Origin of the sequence: Flavobacterium silvaticum (assembly GCF_012911565.1) — a bacterium.
Taxonomy (GTDB): domain Bacteria; phylum Bacteroidota; class Bacteroidia; order Flavobacteriales; family Flavobacteriaceae; genus Flavobacterium; species Flavobacterium silvaticum.
In genome coordinates this window covers 40577-57709 of sequence record NZ_JAAMPU010000094.1, presented here as the reverse complement: position 1 = coordinate 57709, position 17133 = coordinate 40577, and the positions used below count along the sequence as shown (strand labels likewise).

Below are 17133 nucleotides of genomic sequence, written 5' to 3'. Positions count from 1 at the left end.
CGTCATTATTGTCGTCGCAGACATGCAACACAGGGAAAGAAGGGATAACAGGTGCCCCCACGACAGTCACACTCACCGTCTGGTTGATCTGCCGGATGCAGCCGTTGACGTCCGAAATGCTGATTAATTCAGCATCATAAGTTCCGGTAGAAGCTGTGCTTACTACGAATTGGAAAATATTTTCTCCAGGAGCAAGCGTCGTGCCTTGTACGATTCCTCCGTTAAGGGTATAATTAAACGTATAAGGAGATTCTCCTAAAGTAGGGTCAGCAGTAAACGTAACCGTTGGTTGAGGCGCATCCTGACAGACCTGACTGGCGCTTACTGTAGCTGAGGCAGATGGCAAAGAGTAAACTTCAAGATTTAGAATATCGCCTTGGAAATTTGAGCAATTGGCATCCGATACTTCCAGTAAGGTAATATTAACGGGACCTACTATAGAAGTATCTACAACATAATTAGGATATGTGGGATATGTCGAATCCATAACCAAAGGAGATCCGTTGTTCACCGAATAGGTAAATGAATATGGCCCAGTTCCATTTGAACCCGTAAACGTTACGGTCATTGGGCTTGATCCTTGGCATATTCCGGCAACGTTAGAGGTAATCGTCGCCTCTGGCAAAGGAAGCACATCTATGCTTACACTTTGATTTATAAGTTGTGAACAGCCATTCGCATCTACAATAGAGTCAAATGTAACCGTAACAGGTCCGGCTGTAGAAGCAGGAACATCTATAGTCAGGGAATTACCACTTACCGAAGGCGACTGTTGACCAGTAGCGTCAGTATAAGTAAAGGTAAATGGCGCCGTTCCTGTGGTAGCCGTAAAAGTCACCTGAGGAGTCGTTCCGCCAATACAAACAGAAGTTGCACTTGCACTGATAGTACCTGTTGGCAACGGGTTAACGTGAAGGGTAAAGAAAGCTGTAGAATACACGGTAGGATCTGCTATCTTTTCAAGACGAACCCACAACACCTGACCATCTGTACCGCTAAACAGAACAGCAGGATCTATTGGTGCGGCTCCGGTATCTGCATCACCTGAATTCAAATGGATGGTTGGTTGGTAATCTGCTGCCGAATTTGCCCCTAATGTCTGGGCATCGATACCACTTAAATCAAAAGACGCCACGTTTGATGGTATTGAAGCATCGGCACAAAGTGTCAGATCTCCCGGAGTTCCTGCCTGTACCTCCTCACAGAAATATCCTAAAGGAAAGGAATCTGCAAAAATACATCCGCTACCTACAGATTCGATGGACATCCAGATTATCTCTCCATCGGCACCCTGATACGTGGTAGGATTTGTAATATTATCGAACAAATATAATGCATCTTGTTCCGAGTGGTAAAAAGCCACGGTATTCGGATTCAATTCCGGTGGAATATTTGAGGTAAGATCAAAAACGGCAGGCCCCGGCTCATTACACGCAAACAATGTAGTTGGCGCTGTGTACGTAGGTGGCGGAGAAGTGAAAACCTCTACTGTTTGTGTATTATTACAAGCCGAACCTGTAGCTATGGTTCCATTGGCCTCGAGTGTATAAATACCCGGAACAGAAACAGTAAGTTGATTAGTGGTAGCCCCAGGAATGGCATTACCTGCCGGATCATACCATTGGAATGTTGGGTTGACTGCATCAGATTCTGCTACCAGGGTTACATCGTATCCCGGACATATAAAGCCCGGATCTATAAACGTTAGCGGACAAACATAATTACAGTCTGTACTACCTGCACCCGATTCCTGTGTGAAAGATATATAACCCGGATCGTCTGAATAATTCGTAATCAATACCATGTAGATTTGTCCGTTCTGCGCATTGTCGATGTGCAATGTTTCGGTATATGAAGCATCGAACGAACAATCCACAACCAATCCATCAGGATAATAATTAGGACTTGTTGTGTTGTTGGGACAAGAGTCGCACCAATCGTAATCTATGCCGTCGCATAAACTGGCAAGGAAGTTCGGATCGTTTGGATCCTGGCTGAAAGGGCCAAAGGCTATGAAATCTACATCCAGCGTTGTTCCGTTGCCGTTGGGCTGAGACGTTTGGGTAATATCGAACTGGAGATTACCTGACTGGTCTATTTTTAAGGTAAACCATGTTCCATTTGGCGTAGAACCAAGACAACCTACATCCCCAAGCCCCGTTGACCCCGTACAGTTAGGGAATTCCATGGAGTTGTTTATTTCATCCCCACAAAATGGAGTAGAATTATCACAGTTAAAGCATTGCGAAAACGCAGGAAAAAATGCAAAACAAGCGATCAAAGAAAAATAGAAATTTCTCATAGTACGTTATTGGCGATTTGGTATGATGGATTGGAATGTCCAGGCAGATTCTTCATGGCAAGTTGCAACGTCCAGTACAACGCGCCACTTAAAGCATTTAGTCCTGAAATTAGCTATGGTGTATGACGCCGATGAAACCGCATTTTCCTGAGTGATGGGATAAAAAGCAGTTTCACGGAACTGAGTGGCATTATCTGTTTCCCAACAATCCTTTACAGGTACGATTTCGATTTTGACTGATGCGCCGGATGCCAGCGCAGCCGTAAAATCCCAATCGAGTTTTACTGATCGGCGCGCATTGGACGCTTCATCTCCATTTATTGCCTTGATTTTGTACTGTAAATTACACGGATTTGAAGTTTGCCCAAAACAAAGGCTACCGGTTATAAATAGAATGGATGCAAATAATGTTTTATATGACATGGGAATTTATTTGAAGAGGCGAAATTTACAATAATTTGACATTATAACTAAGTTAATTTTTTAATTAATCCCGTTATTATGCCGGGTTCAATTATCAGTCGGAATTCCTATCTTTGCGCGGGTTAAATAAACAATATCCCACTTACGCATATGAGTAACAATCAACGCGCGCAAAACCCTACCCGCGAAGATGCTTTTGAGCTTCCAGACGATAAAAAAATCGAAATAATCAAAGGTCATGTAGAGAGTATCCTGCAGACATTAGGCATGGATCTTACTGATGACAGCATAAAAGGAACACCGAACCGCGTGGCTAAAATGTATGTCAAGGAACTTTTCGGCGGATTGAACCCGGCAAAAAAGCCAAGCCCTTCCACGTTCAGCAACAACTACAAATACGGCGAGATGCTGGTAGAAAAAAACATCACCGTTTATTCTACCTGTGAACATCATTTGCTACCTATTATAGGCAGGGCTCATGTAGCTTATATTTCTAATGGTAATGTGATTGGCCTTTCCAAAATCAACCGTATTGTGGATCATTTTGCCAAAAGGCCTCAGGTACAGGAACGTCTGACCATGCAGATCGTACAGGAATTACAGCTTGCATTAGGCACTGAAGATGTCGCCTGCGTGATGGATGCCAAACACCTTTGCGTCAATTCCCGAGGTATCAGGGACATTGAAAGCAGTACGGTAACATCTGAGTTCGGCGGGAAATTCAAAGAGGCACAGACCAAACGCGAATTCCTCGATTACATAAAACTGGAAACACGTTTTTAATTTCGGGCCGAATTCCCGACTTTTGCCCGACAGCCCTAGCCCGGATCTTAGCGGTTAGCCCACAGCGGGACAGGCGATTATTTTGATTTTTTTGCAAGGCGACCAAAGGAAGCCATTGGAAAATATACAAAATAACGACTGGATTGCGAGGACTAATAGCGGGAGCCGGAAACAGCTTCTAAACTCCGACACTATGCCGCTTTACAAAACCCAGGAACTTAAAATTTATAATTCGCTGTCTGGCGAAAAAGAGGTCTTTACCCCTATCCATGAGGGTAATGTGGGTATGTATGTGTGCGGCCCGACGGTGTACAGCAATGTGCATTTGGGCAACGTGCGGACGTTTATGTCGTTCGATATGATTTACCGATACCTGCGCCATTTGGGTTATAAGGTTCGGTATGTGCGGAATATTACAGATGTGGGCCATATTGTGGACGATGTGGACGACGGAGAAGACAAAATTGCCAAAAAAGCCCGTGTCGAAAAGGTTGAGCCGATGGAAATCGTTCAGCGATATACGGTGGATTTCCATGAAATTCTACGCGCCTTCAACTTTCTTCCGCCAAGCATTGAACCCACGGCGACTGGCCACATTATCGAACAGATCCAGATTGTCCAGAAAATCCTTGATTCCGGTTACGCCTATGAATCTAACGGATCGGTCTACTTTGACGTGGTCAAGTTCAATGAAAAATATCATTACGGACAGCTAAGCGGCCGCAACATTGACGATATGCTGAGCAATTCACGCGACCTCGATGGCCAATCGGATAAAAAGAACGCACCCGATTTTGCGTTGTGGAAAAAGGCGGATCCGCACCACATCATGCGCTGGCCTTCACCGTGGAGCGACGGTTTCCCGGGCTGGCATTTGGAATGTACGGCAATGAGTACCAAATACCTGGGCGAGCATTTCGACATACACGGAGGCGGAATGGATTTGAAGTTTCCGCACCATGAATGCGAAATCGCACAGAACGAAGCGGCAACCGGAAAACCTCCGGTCAATTATTGGATGCACGCCAATATGCTGACGCTGAACGGAAAAAAGATGTCGAAGTCTACTGGCAACAATATTTTGCCGGGTGAAATTCTGAGCGGAGATAATACCATATTGAGTAAAGCATTCACGGCATCGGTGACGCGTTTTTTTATGATGCAGGCACATTACAGGAGCATTCTTGATTTTTCTGACGATGCAATAGTAGCTGCCGAAAAAGGCTACAATCGACTCATGGAAGCCCTTACATTGCTTGGTGAACTTCAAGCCGGAAAAAATGTATCGACCCTCGATATTGCTTCGTGGAAAAAGGCTTGCTATGACGCCATGGACGACGATTTCAACAGTCCGATCCTGATTGCACAATTGTTCGAAGGTGTCCGTTTTGTCAATTTGATAAACGACGGACGCGAAAGCCTGAATGCCTCGGATTTGGAAGAATTCATAAAACTGATGAACGCTTTCGTATTCGATATTCTTGGCCTTGATACAGAAAAAGGAGATTCGGGAACGCTTGGAAAACTGGAGAACGTTGTCAATATGCTTATCCAGATGCGGAACCAGGCGCGTGCGAATAAAGATTTCGCCATGAGCGACCAGATACGCGACCAATTGCTTGACTTGGGTATTCAGCTGAAAGACGGAAAAGAAGGAACTACTTTTAGTATTTCGTGATGCTGATGTGATGTTTGCCGATTTGTTGATTATTCGGCCTGAATTATTTTTATGAAACGAATTCTTATCGCCCCTTTTGTTTTACTGATTCGTTTTTATAAAGCGGGGATCTCCCCTTTTTTACCTTCCTCCTGCCGTTACGAACCCACGTGCTCCACATACTTTATACAAGCCCTTGAAATTCATGGACTTTTTTACGGAAGCTATCTTGGAATCAAAAGAATCCTTTCCTGTAATCCGTGGGGCGGACATGGTTATGATCCGGTTCCGGAGAAAAATCTAAAAGAATAAGCTATTCCTTATATTCATTACGCTACCTGAGGCTTTTATTTTCAACGCAAATAGCGTTTTAAAACTCATTAGAGTTGAACTTGCCAAATTTCTCTTAAACCAAAACGGTTTACCCTAATTTACTTATTTTTACCGCTCGCATTAAACTAAACTACATGACGCACCCACTTGCCATCATCTGGAATCCCAGCGAAGGCCTGGACCTTGGTTTTTTTATGGTCCGCTATTACAGCCTGATGTTTGTAATCGCTTTTGGCCTCGGTTGGTTTATCACGAAAAAAATATTTGAGAGAGAGGGCGAACCACTTGAAAAACTGGACACCTTATTTATCTGGACGGTTTTAGCCACACTGCTTGGTGCGCGTCTGGGGCATGTTTTCTTTTATGATTGGGAATATTACCGAAACCATCTTTCCGAAATACTTCTGCCATTCCGTTTTGATCCGGACTTTGAATTTACCGGTTTTCAGGGTCTAGCGAGTCACGGTGCAGCTATAGCGGTTATCGTAACCATGTATTTTTACAGCAAAAAAGTAATCCATCGTTCGTTGCTTTGGGTTTTGGACAGGGTCGCGCTACCTGTTGCCTGCGGGGGTATTTTTGTACGATTGGGTAACTTTTTCAATTCTGAAATTATCGGACACACGACAGATTCGGCTTTTGGCATCCGTTTCGTAAAAGACGAGTTCAGCCACAAGGAAGCCGTACTGAGAACCGGAATTAAAAACACAAATGAAGCATACGCCGCAATTGTTCACGACCCGAAATTCGCCAATCTGCTTGCCGAAGTACCTGCAAAACATCCAACCCAATTATACGAAGCGTTCGGATACATATTCGTTTTTGCAATTTTGATGTATATGTATTGGAAGACCGATGCCCGCTTAAAAACCGGATTGATTTTTGGCGTTTTCCTCGTGCTTTTATGGTCGGTGCGATTTATTGTGGAATTTGTAAAAGAAAGCCAGGGCGGATTTGAAAGTGCTTTGGGTGTTTTCTCGACAGGCCAATGGTTAAGCATCCCTTTTATAATTGCCGGTTTCATACTGATATTCCTCGCTCAGAAGCCAGTTCCGGAAAAGTTATAATCTAAAAAACAGATGTAAAAGCAAAGCCCGTTTCATAGCGGGCTTTTATGTTTTTATACAGTTTCAGACATTGGATCTATTATTTTAAATCTGTGACTCATAATAATTTGCAACTCTATTTTTAATCATTCTATTTTCAAATTACTGTAAAGCAGCTATTTAGAATTTTTCTAACAATTGTTCTGTGTAATTTTGAATGTATTGAAAAATTAACCAGAAGTGCAACTTCAAAATAAGTATTGTTATGGATATTAAACTGGCAAATTGTTGTGGTAATTGCGACCACCATATCAAAGGACAACTTTGTAACGTACACGAAGTGATTACAGCTGAAACCCAAGCCTGCGGCGCTTATGAGTTCCGTGCGGTACTTAACAGGGAAACAGATTGTTTGAAATGCTCAAAATTCCAGACACCGCTTTGCCCTCATTCAGAAAAAGCGAGCCAAGGCATGATGTGCACCGTATTTTACCCACGGATTGTAGCATAAAAACTCCGACGTCACTAAATACATTTCGGATAAATCTAAAATAGAAATAAGGCTGCCAATGGCGGCCTTTTCTTTTGGACTGAAAAATTCTCTATAGAAATACGAAAAGATTCCGCAATGACGCTTTAATTACAACTTTAATAACAAGCAAGGCTGACAGTAAACCAGACACCGTGTAAAAATTATCCTGAACTTATACCAAACAAAAAACCCGCAGATAATATCTGCGGGTTTAATTATTGAAATCGTAAAGATTAAGCTTTATTGTGCTCTTCCTCGATGCGTTTGTGTTCGCTGTCCGGAATGGTATCACACAATACCGGTGTTGCGATGAACAACGATGAATAGGTTCCTACGATAATACCTATCAGCATCGCGAAGATAAATCCGCGGATAGATTCCCCACCGAATATGAACATGATGGTCAACACAAGGATCATGGTCAACGACGTGTTGATGGTACGTGACATGGTCGAGTTGATGGATTTGTTAACGATATCGTTGAACGTACCTTTTTCTTTACCTCCAAGGAATTCACGAACCCTGTCGAATACGATTACCGTATCGTTCATGGAGTATCCGATTACCGTAAGGATAGCCGCGATGAAGTGCTGGTCGATTTCCATCCCGAAAGGCATATATTTCCAAAGCAAAGAGTAAATACCCAATACAAAGATTACGTCGTGCGCAACGGCCGCAAGAGCACCAAGGCTATATTGCCATTTGCGGAATGAAATCACAAGATACAATGCCACGACCAACATAGCCCCTAAAACGGCCCAATACGAATTGGTCTTGATATCTTCTGCAACGGTTGGCGTTACTTTATAAGCATTAAGAATTCCGGCTTGCTTACCGTCGTATATGTTAACGAATTTTTCATACGTCATATCGGGTTTGAAATGCTTTTTAAGCGCACCGAATAACATTTCGTTCACTTTTTTATCGACTTCTAATCCGTGTTTTTCAACTTCGTATTTGGTAACGATCTTAAGCTGGTTGTCTTCTCCGAATTTCTTCGCTTCGGCACTTCCGAAAACTTTCACCAATTCTTCACGAACCGCATCAGCATCCACCGGCTGCTCAAAACGAACCTGGAATGTACGTCCACCCGCAAAGTCAACACCCGGGTTCAAACCATGTGTCGAAAGCGAAATGATACTTACGATGGTTACCAATGCAGAAAATCCGTAGGTCCATTTTTTCACTTTAAGGAAATCGAAATGGAAATTGGTAAAGAAGTTTTTAGAGAATCCGGTAACGAATTGCAGTTTATCACCTCTGTTAACACTCCAGTCAAGCAACATTCTTGTGATGAAGATAGATGTAAACAATGATGTTATGATACCAATCAGCAATGTAGTCGCGAATCCCTGGATAGGGCCAGTTCCGAAAATCAAAAGGATGGCACCGGTCAACACGTGGGTTACGTTAGCATCGATGATGGAACGCATGGCTCCTTTCCATCCGAAAGACGCTTTGATCGCTTCCGGCAATGTAACGCCGTGACGCAATTCTTCCTTAGCTCTTTCATAGATAATGATGTTCGCATCTACCGCAGTACCCATAGTCAATACGATACCTGCGATACCCGGCAATGTCAATACCGCACCAATGCTTGCAAGGATTCCGAAAAGGAACAACAGGTTCACGGCAAGCGCAGCGTTGGCAAACCAACCTGCTTTTCCGTAGTAAACCACCATCCAGAGACAAACGATGAGTAATCCAACAAGAGCCGAAGTTGTTCCGTTGTCAATAGCTTCCTGACCCAAAGACGGCCCGACAACTTCAGACTGCACAATCTCGGCAGCAGCAGGAAGTTTACCCGCACGCAATACGTTGGCTAAGTCTTTTGTTTCGGTAACGTCAAAGTTTCCGGATATTTCGGAGCGCCCACCTGCGATAGGTCCGCTGGTTACACCCGGAGCAGAATAAACAACATCGTCAAGAACAATGGCAATGTATCCTTTTTCTGTATAAGCTTTTCCTGTAAGTTCTTCCCACTGTTTGGCACCGGCTCCGTTCATTTGCATGGAAACCGCTGGCTTGCCCATTTGGTCGAATGTATCGGTGGCATCGGTAACAACACCTCCGCTCATAGCTGCTTTTCCGGCACGATTTCCTTTAAGGGCGTACATCTCTACGGTTTCAGCACCCTTCTGCTTCGGATCTTTTGAAATAACCGGTTTCCCAAAAACGAATTTGGCATGGCTCATTTCAGCAGGAAGCAACGCACGAATATCGCTGCGATTCAAATAACCACTGATTGTTTTGGCATCTTCAGGAGAAACGATCGCGAGAACCGGTCCGCCGCCACCAGAAATAATTTTGGAGAACAATGGCCCAAGGTCTTTTTTAGAGGCATCGGTAACAGAATCCTTAGTTTTTCCGGTAAGCAACGTGTCAATTCCGGTTGTTTTGGTTTCGGCCACTTGCGGAGTAGCCTGGTTTGCTTTTTCTGTTTTCTTCAACGCTTCATTGGCAGCCTGAAGGAACTGGCCTACTTCTTCGATTTTATAAGTCTCCCAGAATTCAAGCTGGGCCGTACTTGACAACAATGCCTTGATACGGTCCACATCTTTAGCCCCCGGCAATTCCACAAGGATACGACCTGAGCTTCCGAGACGCTGGATGTTAGGCTGGGTCACACCGAACTTATCGATACGCTTACGCAATACTTCAAAGGCACTTCCGATAGATTCGTCGACTTTTTTGCGGATTACTTTTTTAACATCGTTATCCGACATTTTGAAGTTGACCTCGTCACCCATGATTTTATTAGAGAAAACCTCAGGTGAAGCGAGCTTTAGTGTACCATTTGAATTTTTTTCAAATGCTTCAAAGAAAGCATCCAGATAATCTTCGTTACCTCTGCGATCACTTTTGGCATCGTCAAGAGATTTATTGAAAACAGGATTTTTAGAGTCGTTGGCAAGACCTTTCAAAATATCATGTACCGAAATCTCAAGGATTACGTTGATACCACCTTCCAGGTCAAGTCCCTTATTGATTTTCTTGTCCTTCACCTCGTTGTAGGTGAATTGGGTAAAGCCAAGGTTCAGCACTTCTTTTTTGCCAATGGAATCAAGGTATTTCACTTCTTTTTCCGAATCCCCTTTCGCGAATTCCTTGGCATTTTTCTCCACGCCGTCAGCGACGAATGTGAACATTAACTGATAAATGCTTACCAGCGCAAATAAGATTGCAAAAAACTTGACAAGTCCTCTATTCTGCATTACTCTAAAAATTAATTATTCTGAAATTAGTTGTCTTTTGGTCTGGATCAGGAGCGCTAACAAATTGATAATCACAATGCTTGCACACATCTTGAAAGGTCCCGATTTTTTAAAACGTGCAAATATATAATTATGGGAATCATAAACCAATTTATTTGCGTTTTAATCGAAAAAAAGACTGCATTTCCAGCAGTCTTTATAATTATGTATGTTATGTCGTTTAGGCCAATACCGATTTTAAATCCTGGTTCATGTTCCGGACTGCATCGGCACTTTTTGCAAATAAAGCCTTCTCGTTTTCATCAAGGTTGATGTCGAGGATTTGTTCGATACCGTTCTTTCCAATGATACAAGGAACGCCAATGCAAATGTCGCTTTGCCCATATTCTCCTTCAAGGAAAACCGAACAGGCGATCATCTTTTTCTGGTCGTTCAAAATAGAATCGACAAGGTAAGCAACCGAAGCTCCGGGCGCATACCAGGCTGAAGTTCCAAGTAAGCCCGTAAGCGTCGCTCCTCCAACCATAGTATCTGCAGCGACTTTAGCCAGTTGTTCGGACGACAGGAATTCAGAAACCGGAATACCATTATAAGAAGCCAGTCTGGTCAACGGAATCATAGTCGTATCCCCGTGACCGCCAATAACCATGGCAGATACATCGTTGGATGGTTTGTCCAATGCTTTCGACAGGTAATATTTGAAACGCGAGCTATCCAAAGCGCCACCCATTCCAATGATACGGTTCTTAGGCAATCCCGTAGCTTTGAGTGTCAGGTATGTCATCGTGTCCATCGGGTTTGAAACCACCACGATGAGAGCGTCAGGCGAATGCTGAAGCACGTTATCGGCTACCGATTTCACGATTCCCGCATTGATGCCAATCAGTTCTTCACGTGTCATTCCAGGCTTTCTCGGAATCCCGGATGTAATTACGACTACATCGCTCCCGGCCGTTTTTGAGTAATCGTTGGTCACACCGCTCACTTTGGTGTTGAAACCAGTATTCGTCGCACATTGGCTGATGTCCATCGCCTTACCTTCGGCAAAACCTTCCCTGATATCCAACAGGACAACTTCAGAAGCTATTCCGCGGTAAGAAATTACATCGGCACAGGTTGCGCCTACGTTTCCGGCACCTACTATGGTTACTTTCATTTTATTGTTGATTTGATTTTATTTATTTGTTAGTTCGGAAGTTCTTGGTTCGGAAGATCGGAAGATGACTCAAGTTTGCAATTTCTTCCGATCTTCCGAACTACGAACTTTTGAACTTATTTACGCATCAATCTTCGCATATGCCGCATTCTTCTCAATAAACTCCCGGCGCGGCGGAACTTCGTCTCCCATAAGCATCGAGAAAATCCTGTCTGCTTCAGCAAGGCTGTCGATCGAAATCAGGCGAAGCGTGCGGCTTGACGGATCCATGGTTGTTTCCCAAAGCTGTTCGGCGTTCATTTCACCCAAACCTTTATAGCGCTGGACGTTTGCACCACCACCCATTCTTTCGTTGGCAAGGTCGCGTTGATCGTCGTTCCATGCATATTCTTTTTTGTTTCCTTTTTTAACAAGGTACAAAGGAGGTGCTGCGATATACACGTGACCTTCTTCGATCAGTTCCTTCATAAAACGAAAGAAGAAAGTCAGAATCAATGTGGCAATGTGACTTCCATCGACATCGGCATCACACATGATGATTACTTTATGGTAGCGTAACTTTTCGAGGTTCAATGCTTTGCTGTCTTCGGCGGTTCCGACTGTTACGCCAAGAGCCGTAAAGATGTTTCGGATTTCTTCGTTTTCAAAAACCTTGTGGTGCATGGCTTTTTCAACATTGAGGATTTTACCCCGCAACGGCATGATCGCCTGGAACGCACGGTCACGGCCTTGTTTTGCCGTTCCGCCCGCCGAGTCACCCTCGACAAAGAAAATCTCGCATTTTTCCGGATCCTGTTCGGAACAATCGGATAATTTACCCGGCAATCCGCCTCCACCCATAACAGACTTCCGCTGGACCATCTCTCGTGCTTTTTTAGCAGCGTGACGTGCCTGGGCAGCAAGGATTACTTTTTGCACGATGATTTTCGCGTCGTTTGGATTCTCTTCAAGATAGTTCTCAAGCATTTCTGAAACCGCCTGGCTTACCGGAGAAACTACCTCGCGGTTTCCAAGCTTGGTTTTCGTCTGCCCTTCAAACTGAGGCTCAGCGACCTTGACCGATACAATTGCCGTAAGTCCTTCACGGAAATCGTCTCCGGCAATTTCGAACTTCAATTTATCCAGAAGGCCAGATGCGTCTGCATATTTCTTCAGCGTACGCGTCAAACCGGTCCTGAAACCCTGCAAGTGCGTCCCTCCTTCATGTGTGTTGATATTGTTTACGTAAGAGAAAATATTCTCTGAATAACTCGTATTATAAATCAGCGCCACTTCAACCGGAATCTCTCCTTTTTCATGATCCATGCTGATCACGTGTGTGATGATCGGCTCGCGGTTTCCATCGAGGTAACGGATATATTCCTTCAAACCTTCGTTCGAGAAGAATGTCTCAGCCTTGAATTCACCTTTTTCATCGACTTCCCGTTTGTCCATGAAATTAATCGTCACGCCTTTGTTCAGGAAAGACAATTCACGCATACGGGCCGCAAGCGTGTCATATGAGAATTCTATAGTCTGTGTAAATATCTGTGTATCCGGAAAGAAAGTCTGTTGCGTACCGCGTTTTTCAGTCGTCCCGATTTGTTTTACCGGATAAAGCGCCTTTCCGCGTTCGTATTCCTGTTCGTAGATTTTTCCTTCGCGGAAAACGACAGATTTCATGTGTTCCGAAAGTGCATTTACTACAGAAACCCCAACGCCGTGCAATCCGCCCGAAACCTTGTACGAATCCTTGTCGAACTTACCTCCCGCACCAATTTTGGTCATTACAACCTCAAGGGCAGAAACGCCTTCTTTTTTATGCATGTCGACAGGAATACCGCGCCCGTTGTCTTCTACAGTAACAGATCCGTCTTCGTTAATGGTTACAGAGATGGTGTCGCAGTGCCCACCCATCGCCTCGTCAATGGAGTTGTCGACTACCTCATACACCAAATGGTGCAATCCGCGCACGCCGACGTCGCCTATATACATGGAAGGACGCATCCTTACGTGCTCCATTCCTTCTAATGCCTGAATACTGTCTGCTGAATAGTTGTTTTTCTTAACTTCTTCGCTCATAAATTTTTGGTCCTAAAAACGCCTTTTTTGACGTACGCGCAAATATAGCGAAATAGCAGCGTTAATGCGGCTTTAAATATAGATTTGAAGGTTAAGTTATCAACATTTTGTTGATTAAAAACCTATGGACTCAGCCCCAGTTCCATCGTTTTCGCTGAAGATAATTTTACCGTCGGAAAACGATACTCCGACAGCAATGTCAGAAGCAAGCAACAATGCGCCATCGGCATCGATATAATCCAAAAGGCCGGCAAGCTGACATAGCGCAGAAATCCCGATAGTCGATTCTGTCATGCAACCTGCCATAACTTTCAAACCGAGTTCACGGGCCTGATCAATCATTCGTAAAGCCGGGGTAATTCCTCCGCACTTCATGAGTTTGATGTTAATGCCATGGAATTGGTCGGCGCATAAAAGAACATCTTGTTCGGTCTGGCAACTTTCATCTGCGACAAGAGGCAATGGGGAATATTTTTTCAGACGCTTCATGCCGTCAACATCTGACGCTGACAAAGGCTGTTCTATGAATTCCACATTCATTCCGGCAAGCATCTTCGAGTTTTCCAACGCCTGATCTTTTGTCCACGAAGCATTGGCATCAATACGAAAGGTCGAATCGGTTATGGAACGTAATTCACGCACCATCTCCATGTCGTTCGGTCTTCCGAGTTTGACTTTGTATAACGGCCAAGGCATTTCGAGTACTTTTCGCTTCATTTCCGGCAATGTATCTATTCCGATAGTATAGGAAGTTAAAGGCGTATTTCCTGTTCCGTCTGAAAGCAAATCTCGAAGCCGCTTTTTTTGTTTTCGCGAATAGTAATCCCAATAGGCGACATCGACGGCACAAAGGGCAAAATAATCTTCGGGGATTTCACCCTCTAATTTGGGCCAGAGTTCAGATGGATGAAGATTTCCGGCTTTCGAAACTAATGGCTTTAGTTTTTCAATGGCGTTGCCGATTCGCTCTCGGGTGCTGTGGTAATATGGGTTTGCAGTGGCTTCTCCATAACCTGACATTTCTCCATCAGAGATTATGGCGATAACAGTTTGCTGGATTTCGACGGTATAGCGTGAAATAGTAAAAGGGTGTTTTAGCGGCAGGTCGAAAAAACGATAAGATAAAGTAAGCGCCAACGGATTTTTTTAGCTAAGATAGAATATTGGATTGAGAGTCGATCCGATGTGGTCTTCATCACGGCTACAGTGTAAATTTAAAAACCTGCCGGGTCTTTGAGACCTTCGGGGTTTTATAAACCTTCCAGGTCTTAAAGACCTGGAAGGTTTAAAATAAGGAAAGTCAATTTGACTATGGTACATTTTTTCTGCACCATTTGTTAAAAGCTGAAGGTTAAAGTTAATACATCAGTTGCGACCGAAGACGCATGCGGCCCCGATGGCAGCGGTTAGCCCGCAGTTTTAAAATGCTGGCTTTTAAGGATTGAGGCAGCGACTAAAAGAAGCTCGCCTCAAGACTATAAAAACCGCGATTTAAAACGAGGACTATGAGCAACAGCGGGAACCTGCCGCCATAAAAAACATTACGACACGGCTAAATTCTAAAAAGAAAGTCTATCTGACGGAATGACATCACAGATCTACTAAAGCCACAATCGTGGCCAGAACGGTGAAGCCAGTTCCGGTGGCGCGCGAGAAGCCAGGATTTTGTTTCCGGTTGGAGTTTTGCGAAGACCCGAGGCTTTGGCCGAACTGAGCGAAGCTAGTAGCGTAGCAGCGCTACGTGACCGACGAGAAAAATTTCAACCGGGAGCAAAAGACTGCTTCGTAGCCATCGACGGAACTGACTTAGCCGTTCACAAAAAAAAACGCCGGGATAACTACAAACCCGGCGCTTCAAAAAAAAATACAAACAACTATATAACAAACCAACTAAACAACTATACGATACTATTGGATTTTGCAATTTCAACATCGGCCTGGACGTGGGCGGCGTTTGCTCGTCCGCTTGGATCTTGGTTATCCTGCCATTTCGGGATCCACTTGCGCACCGTTTGGGCAGCGCTTTTTTGCGGATAATGCTTATGGAAAATATCGCGGTAATAATACGCCTCTTTGGTAAGCGGCGTGTTGTACGGAAAACGCTCTTCTGCCTTTTCCATTTGCCCATCGGTTACCTGGGACGAGCAATATTCGATCAGCGTATCAATCCAGCTGTAACCGACACCGTCAGAAAACTGCTCTTTCTGTCGCCATAGAACTTCAGACGGCAAATACGGGTCATTTGGTGTATCGAACGCTTTTCTCAAAATATACTTTTCGACGCCGTCATAGGTTTTTGGCTGCTTCTGCTCAGCTTCAATCGTCATGGCGACGTCGAGGAATTGTGTGTCAAGGAACGGAACACGGGCTTCAAGTCCGTGCGCCATTGTGGATTTATCGGCGCGGAGTAAATCTGCGGTAAACAGTTTTTGTACGCGTTCGATGGTTTCTTTTTGGAAATCTTCTGTTGACGGAGCATTCCTGAAGTACAGATAGCCACCGAAAACCTCATCGGCTCCTTCACCCGAAAGGACAACTTTGATGCCTTTATCTGTAATCGCCTTGGACAGGAAATACATTGGTGTACTTGCCCGGACCGAAGTCACATCATAGGTTTCCAGATGCCAGATCAGTTTGTCAAGGATTTCAATTCCCTGTTCAATCGTAAAATGGACTTCTTCATGTTCTGTTCCGAGGAATTCCGCGACTTTTCTTGCAGCGATGGCATCAGGCGCAGTCGGATCTAATCCTATCGAAAACGAATGAAGCTTTTTACCACTGTCTTTTAGTTCACGTGCGGCAATCGCCGATGTCAGTGAAGAATCGAGTCCGCCGGAAAGCAACACACCAATAGGCACATCGCTCATTAAACGTTTCCGGACGGAATCCGTTAGTTTTTGCCTGAGAAGATCCATATCGAGCTTACTCACCGCTTTAGCATGGTCTTCGTATTCAGGCTTATAATATTTGACAAATCCGGTTTTCGGGGTGTAATAATGTCCCGGAGGAAATGTCGAAAAGGTTTTACATTGATCGGCCAACGGTTTCATTTCAGATGCGAACCAGGTTCTTCCGCGTTCGTCTATCCCATAATAAAGCGGCTTCACTCCCATTGGATCGCGACCGGCTATAAAATCGTCACCATCGATAACAACGAAAGCGAAATCCCCGTCGAGCATATGGACAAAATCGTATCCGAATTCTTCGTAAAGGTGAACGATGACTTCTGAATCTGACTTAGAACGGAATTCGTGGTGTTTCAATACCGTCGAACGCAATTCCTGATGATTGTAGATTTCACCGTTGTGGATCATCCAGGCAGATTTACATCCCTGGATTGGTTGCTTTCCGGAATGAAGGTCGATGATTGACAAACGTTCATGGCTCAGGATATGGCCTTTCTCGGTGACGTGCAGGTCGCTCTCATCGGGACCGCGATGTGACATACGCTTGGAAAGTTCCCTTACGAGCTTCTCGTCTTTGCCTTTCCCGATGATTGCTAAAATTCCACACATAACCTGCTTGTTTGATTAGGTGAGGCAAAGATTATTGTTTAGTTATAATTATGAAAATTTTAATTCTAAAATGGTTACATATTTAAACCAAAATGTTGTTTTTACAAAAA

10 protein-coding genes and 1 pseudogene are annotated in these 17133 nt (G+C 44.2%); 4 read left to right on the top strand and 7 right to left on the bottom strand.

All coding sequences use genetic code 11. The features are described from left to right. Together G6047_RS01440 and G6047_RS01435 are read right to left on the bottom strand one after the other, a co-directional pair. Window positions 1-2188 (bottom strand): annotated as a pseudogene (locus tag G6047_RS01440) (hypothetical protein); the annotation flags it as partial. 120 nt (window positions 2189-2308) lie between these two features. Continuing rightward, entirely contained in the window at window positions 2309-2725 is a 417-nt protein-coding gene (locus G6047_RS01435) for a hypothetical protein (RefSeq protein ID WP_169525688.1), read from the bottom strand. A gap of 150 nt (window positions 2726-2875) precedes the next feature. On the opposite strand from G6047_RS01435, the gene folE reads away from it, so the two are divergent. From folE to lgt, 4 genes are all read left to right on the top strand, one after another. Continuing rightward, on the top strand, window positions 2876-3508 hold the full coding sequence (gene folE, locus G6047_RS01430; RefSeq protein ID WP_169525687.1) for a GTP cyclohydrolase I FolE: 633 nt from the start codon (window positions 2876-2878) through the stop codon (window positions 3506-3508). A 193-nt stretch (window positions 3509-3701) separates the two neighbouring features. After that, window positions 3702-5186 (top strand): cysteine--tRNA ligase, encoded by a 1485-nt coding sequence (gene cysS / locus G6047_RS01425; RefSeq protein WP_169525686.1) that lies wholly within the window; start codon window positions 3702-3704, stop codon window positions 5184-5186. A gap of 51 nt (window positions 5187-5237) precedes the next feature. After that, complete coding sequence (gene yidD / locus G6047_RS01420; RefSeq protein ID WP_169525685.1) at window positions 5238-5477, top strand: membrane protein insertion efficiency factor YidD; 240 nt, start codon at window positions 5238-5240, stop codon at window positions 5475-5477. Window positions 5478-5632: 155 nt separating this feature from the next. Next, window positions 5633-6565: a prolipoprotein diacylglyceryl transferase gene (gene lgt, locus G6047_RS01415; RefSeq protein ID WP_169525684.1), complete on the top strand. Its 933-nt coding sequence runs from the start codon at window positions 5633-5635 to the stop codon at window positions 6563-6565. A gap of 744 nt (window positions 6566-7309) precedes the next feature. Here lgt and secDF read toward each other — a convergent pair. The 5 genes from secDF to asnB all read right to left on the bottom strand — a co-directional run bounded on the left by secDF (window position 7310) and on the right by asnB (window position 17023). After that, a complete protein-coding gene (gene secDF / locus G6047_RS01410) occupies window positions 7310-10291 on the bottom strand; it encodes a protein translocase subunit SecDF (RefSeq protein WP_169525683.1) in 2982 nt (993 codons plus the stop codon). Window positions 10292-10511: 220 nt separating this feature from the next. Further along, window positions 10512-11447 carry a malate dehydrogenase gene (mdh, locus tag G6047_RS01405; protein WP_169525682.1) on the bottom strand — a complete coding sequence of 312 codons (936 nt, stop codon included), beginning with the start codon at window positions 11445-11447 and terminating at the stop codon, window positions 10512-10514. A 120-nt stretch (window positions 11448-11567) separates the two neighbouring features. Beyond that, window positions 11568-13508, bottom strand: a complete 1941-nt coding sequence (gyrB, locus tag G6047_RS01400) for a DNA topoisomerase (ATP-hydrolyzing) subunit B (RefSeq protein ID WP_169525681.1) — start codon at window positions 13506-13508, stop codon at window positions 11568-11570. Between the two features lie 114 nt (window positions 13509-13622). After that, entirely contained in the window at window positions 13623-14645 is a 1023-nt protein-coding gene (locus G6047_RS01395) for a dipeptide epimerase (RefSeq protein WP_169525680.1), read from the bottom strand. 761 nt (window positions 14646-15406) lie between these two features. After that, on the bottom strand, window positions 15407-17023 hold the full coding sequence (gene asnB / locus G6047_RS01390; protein WP_169525679.1) for an asparagine synthase B: 1617 nt from the start codon (window positions 17021-17023) through the stop codon (window positions 15407-15409). Between the last annotated feature and the right edge of the window lie 110 nt (window positions 17024-17133).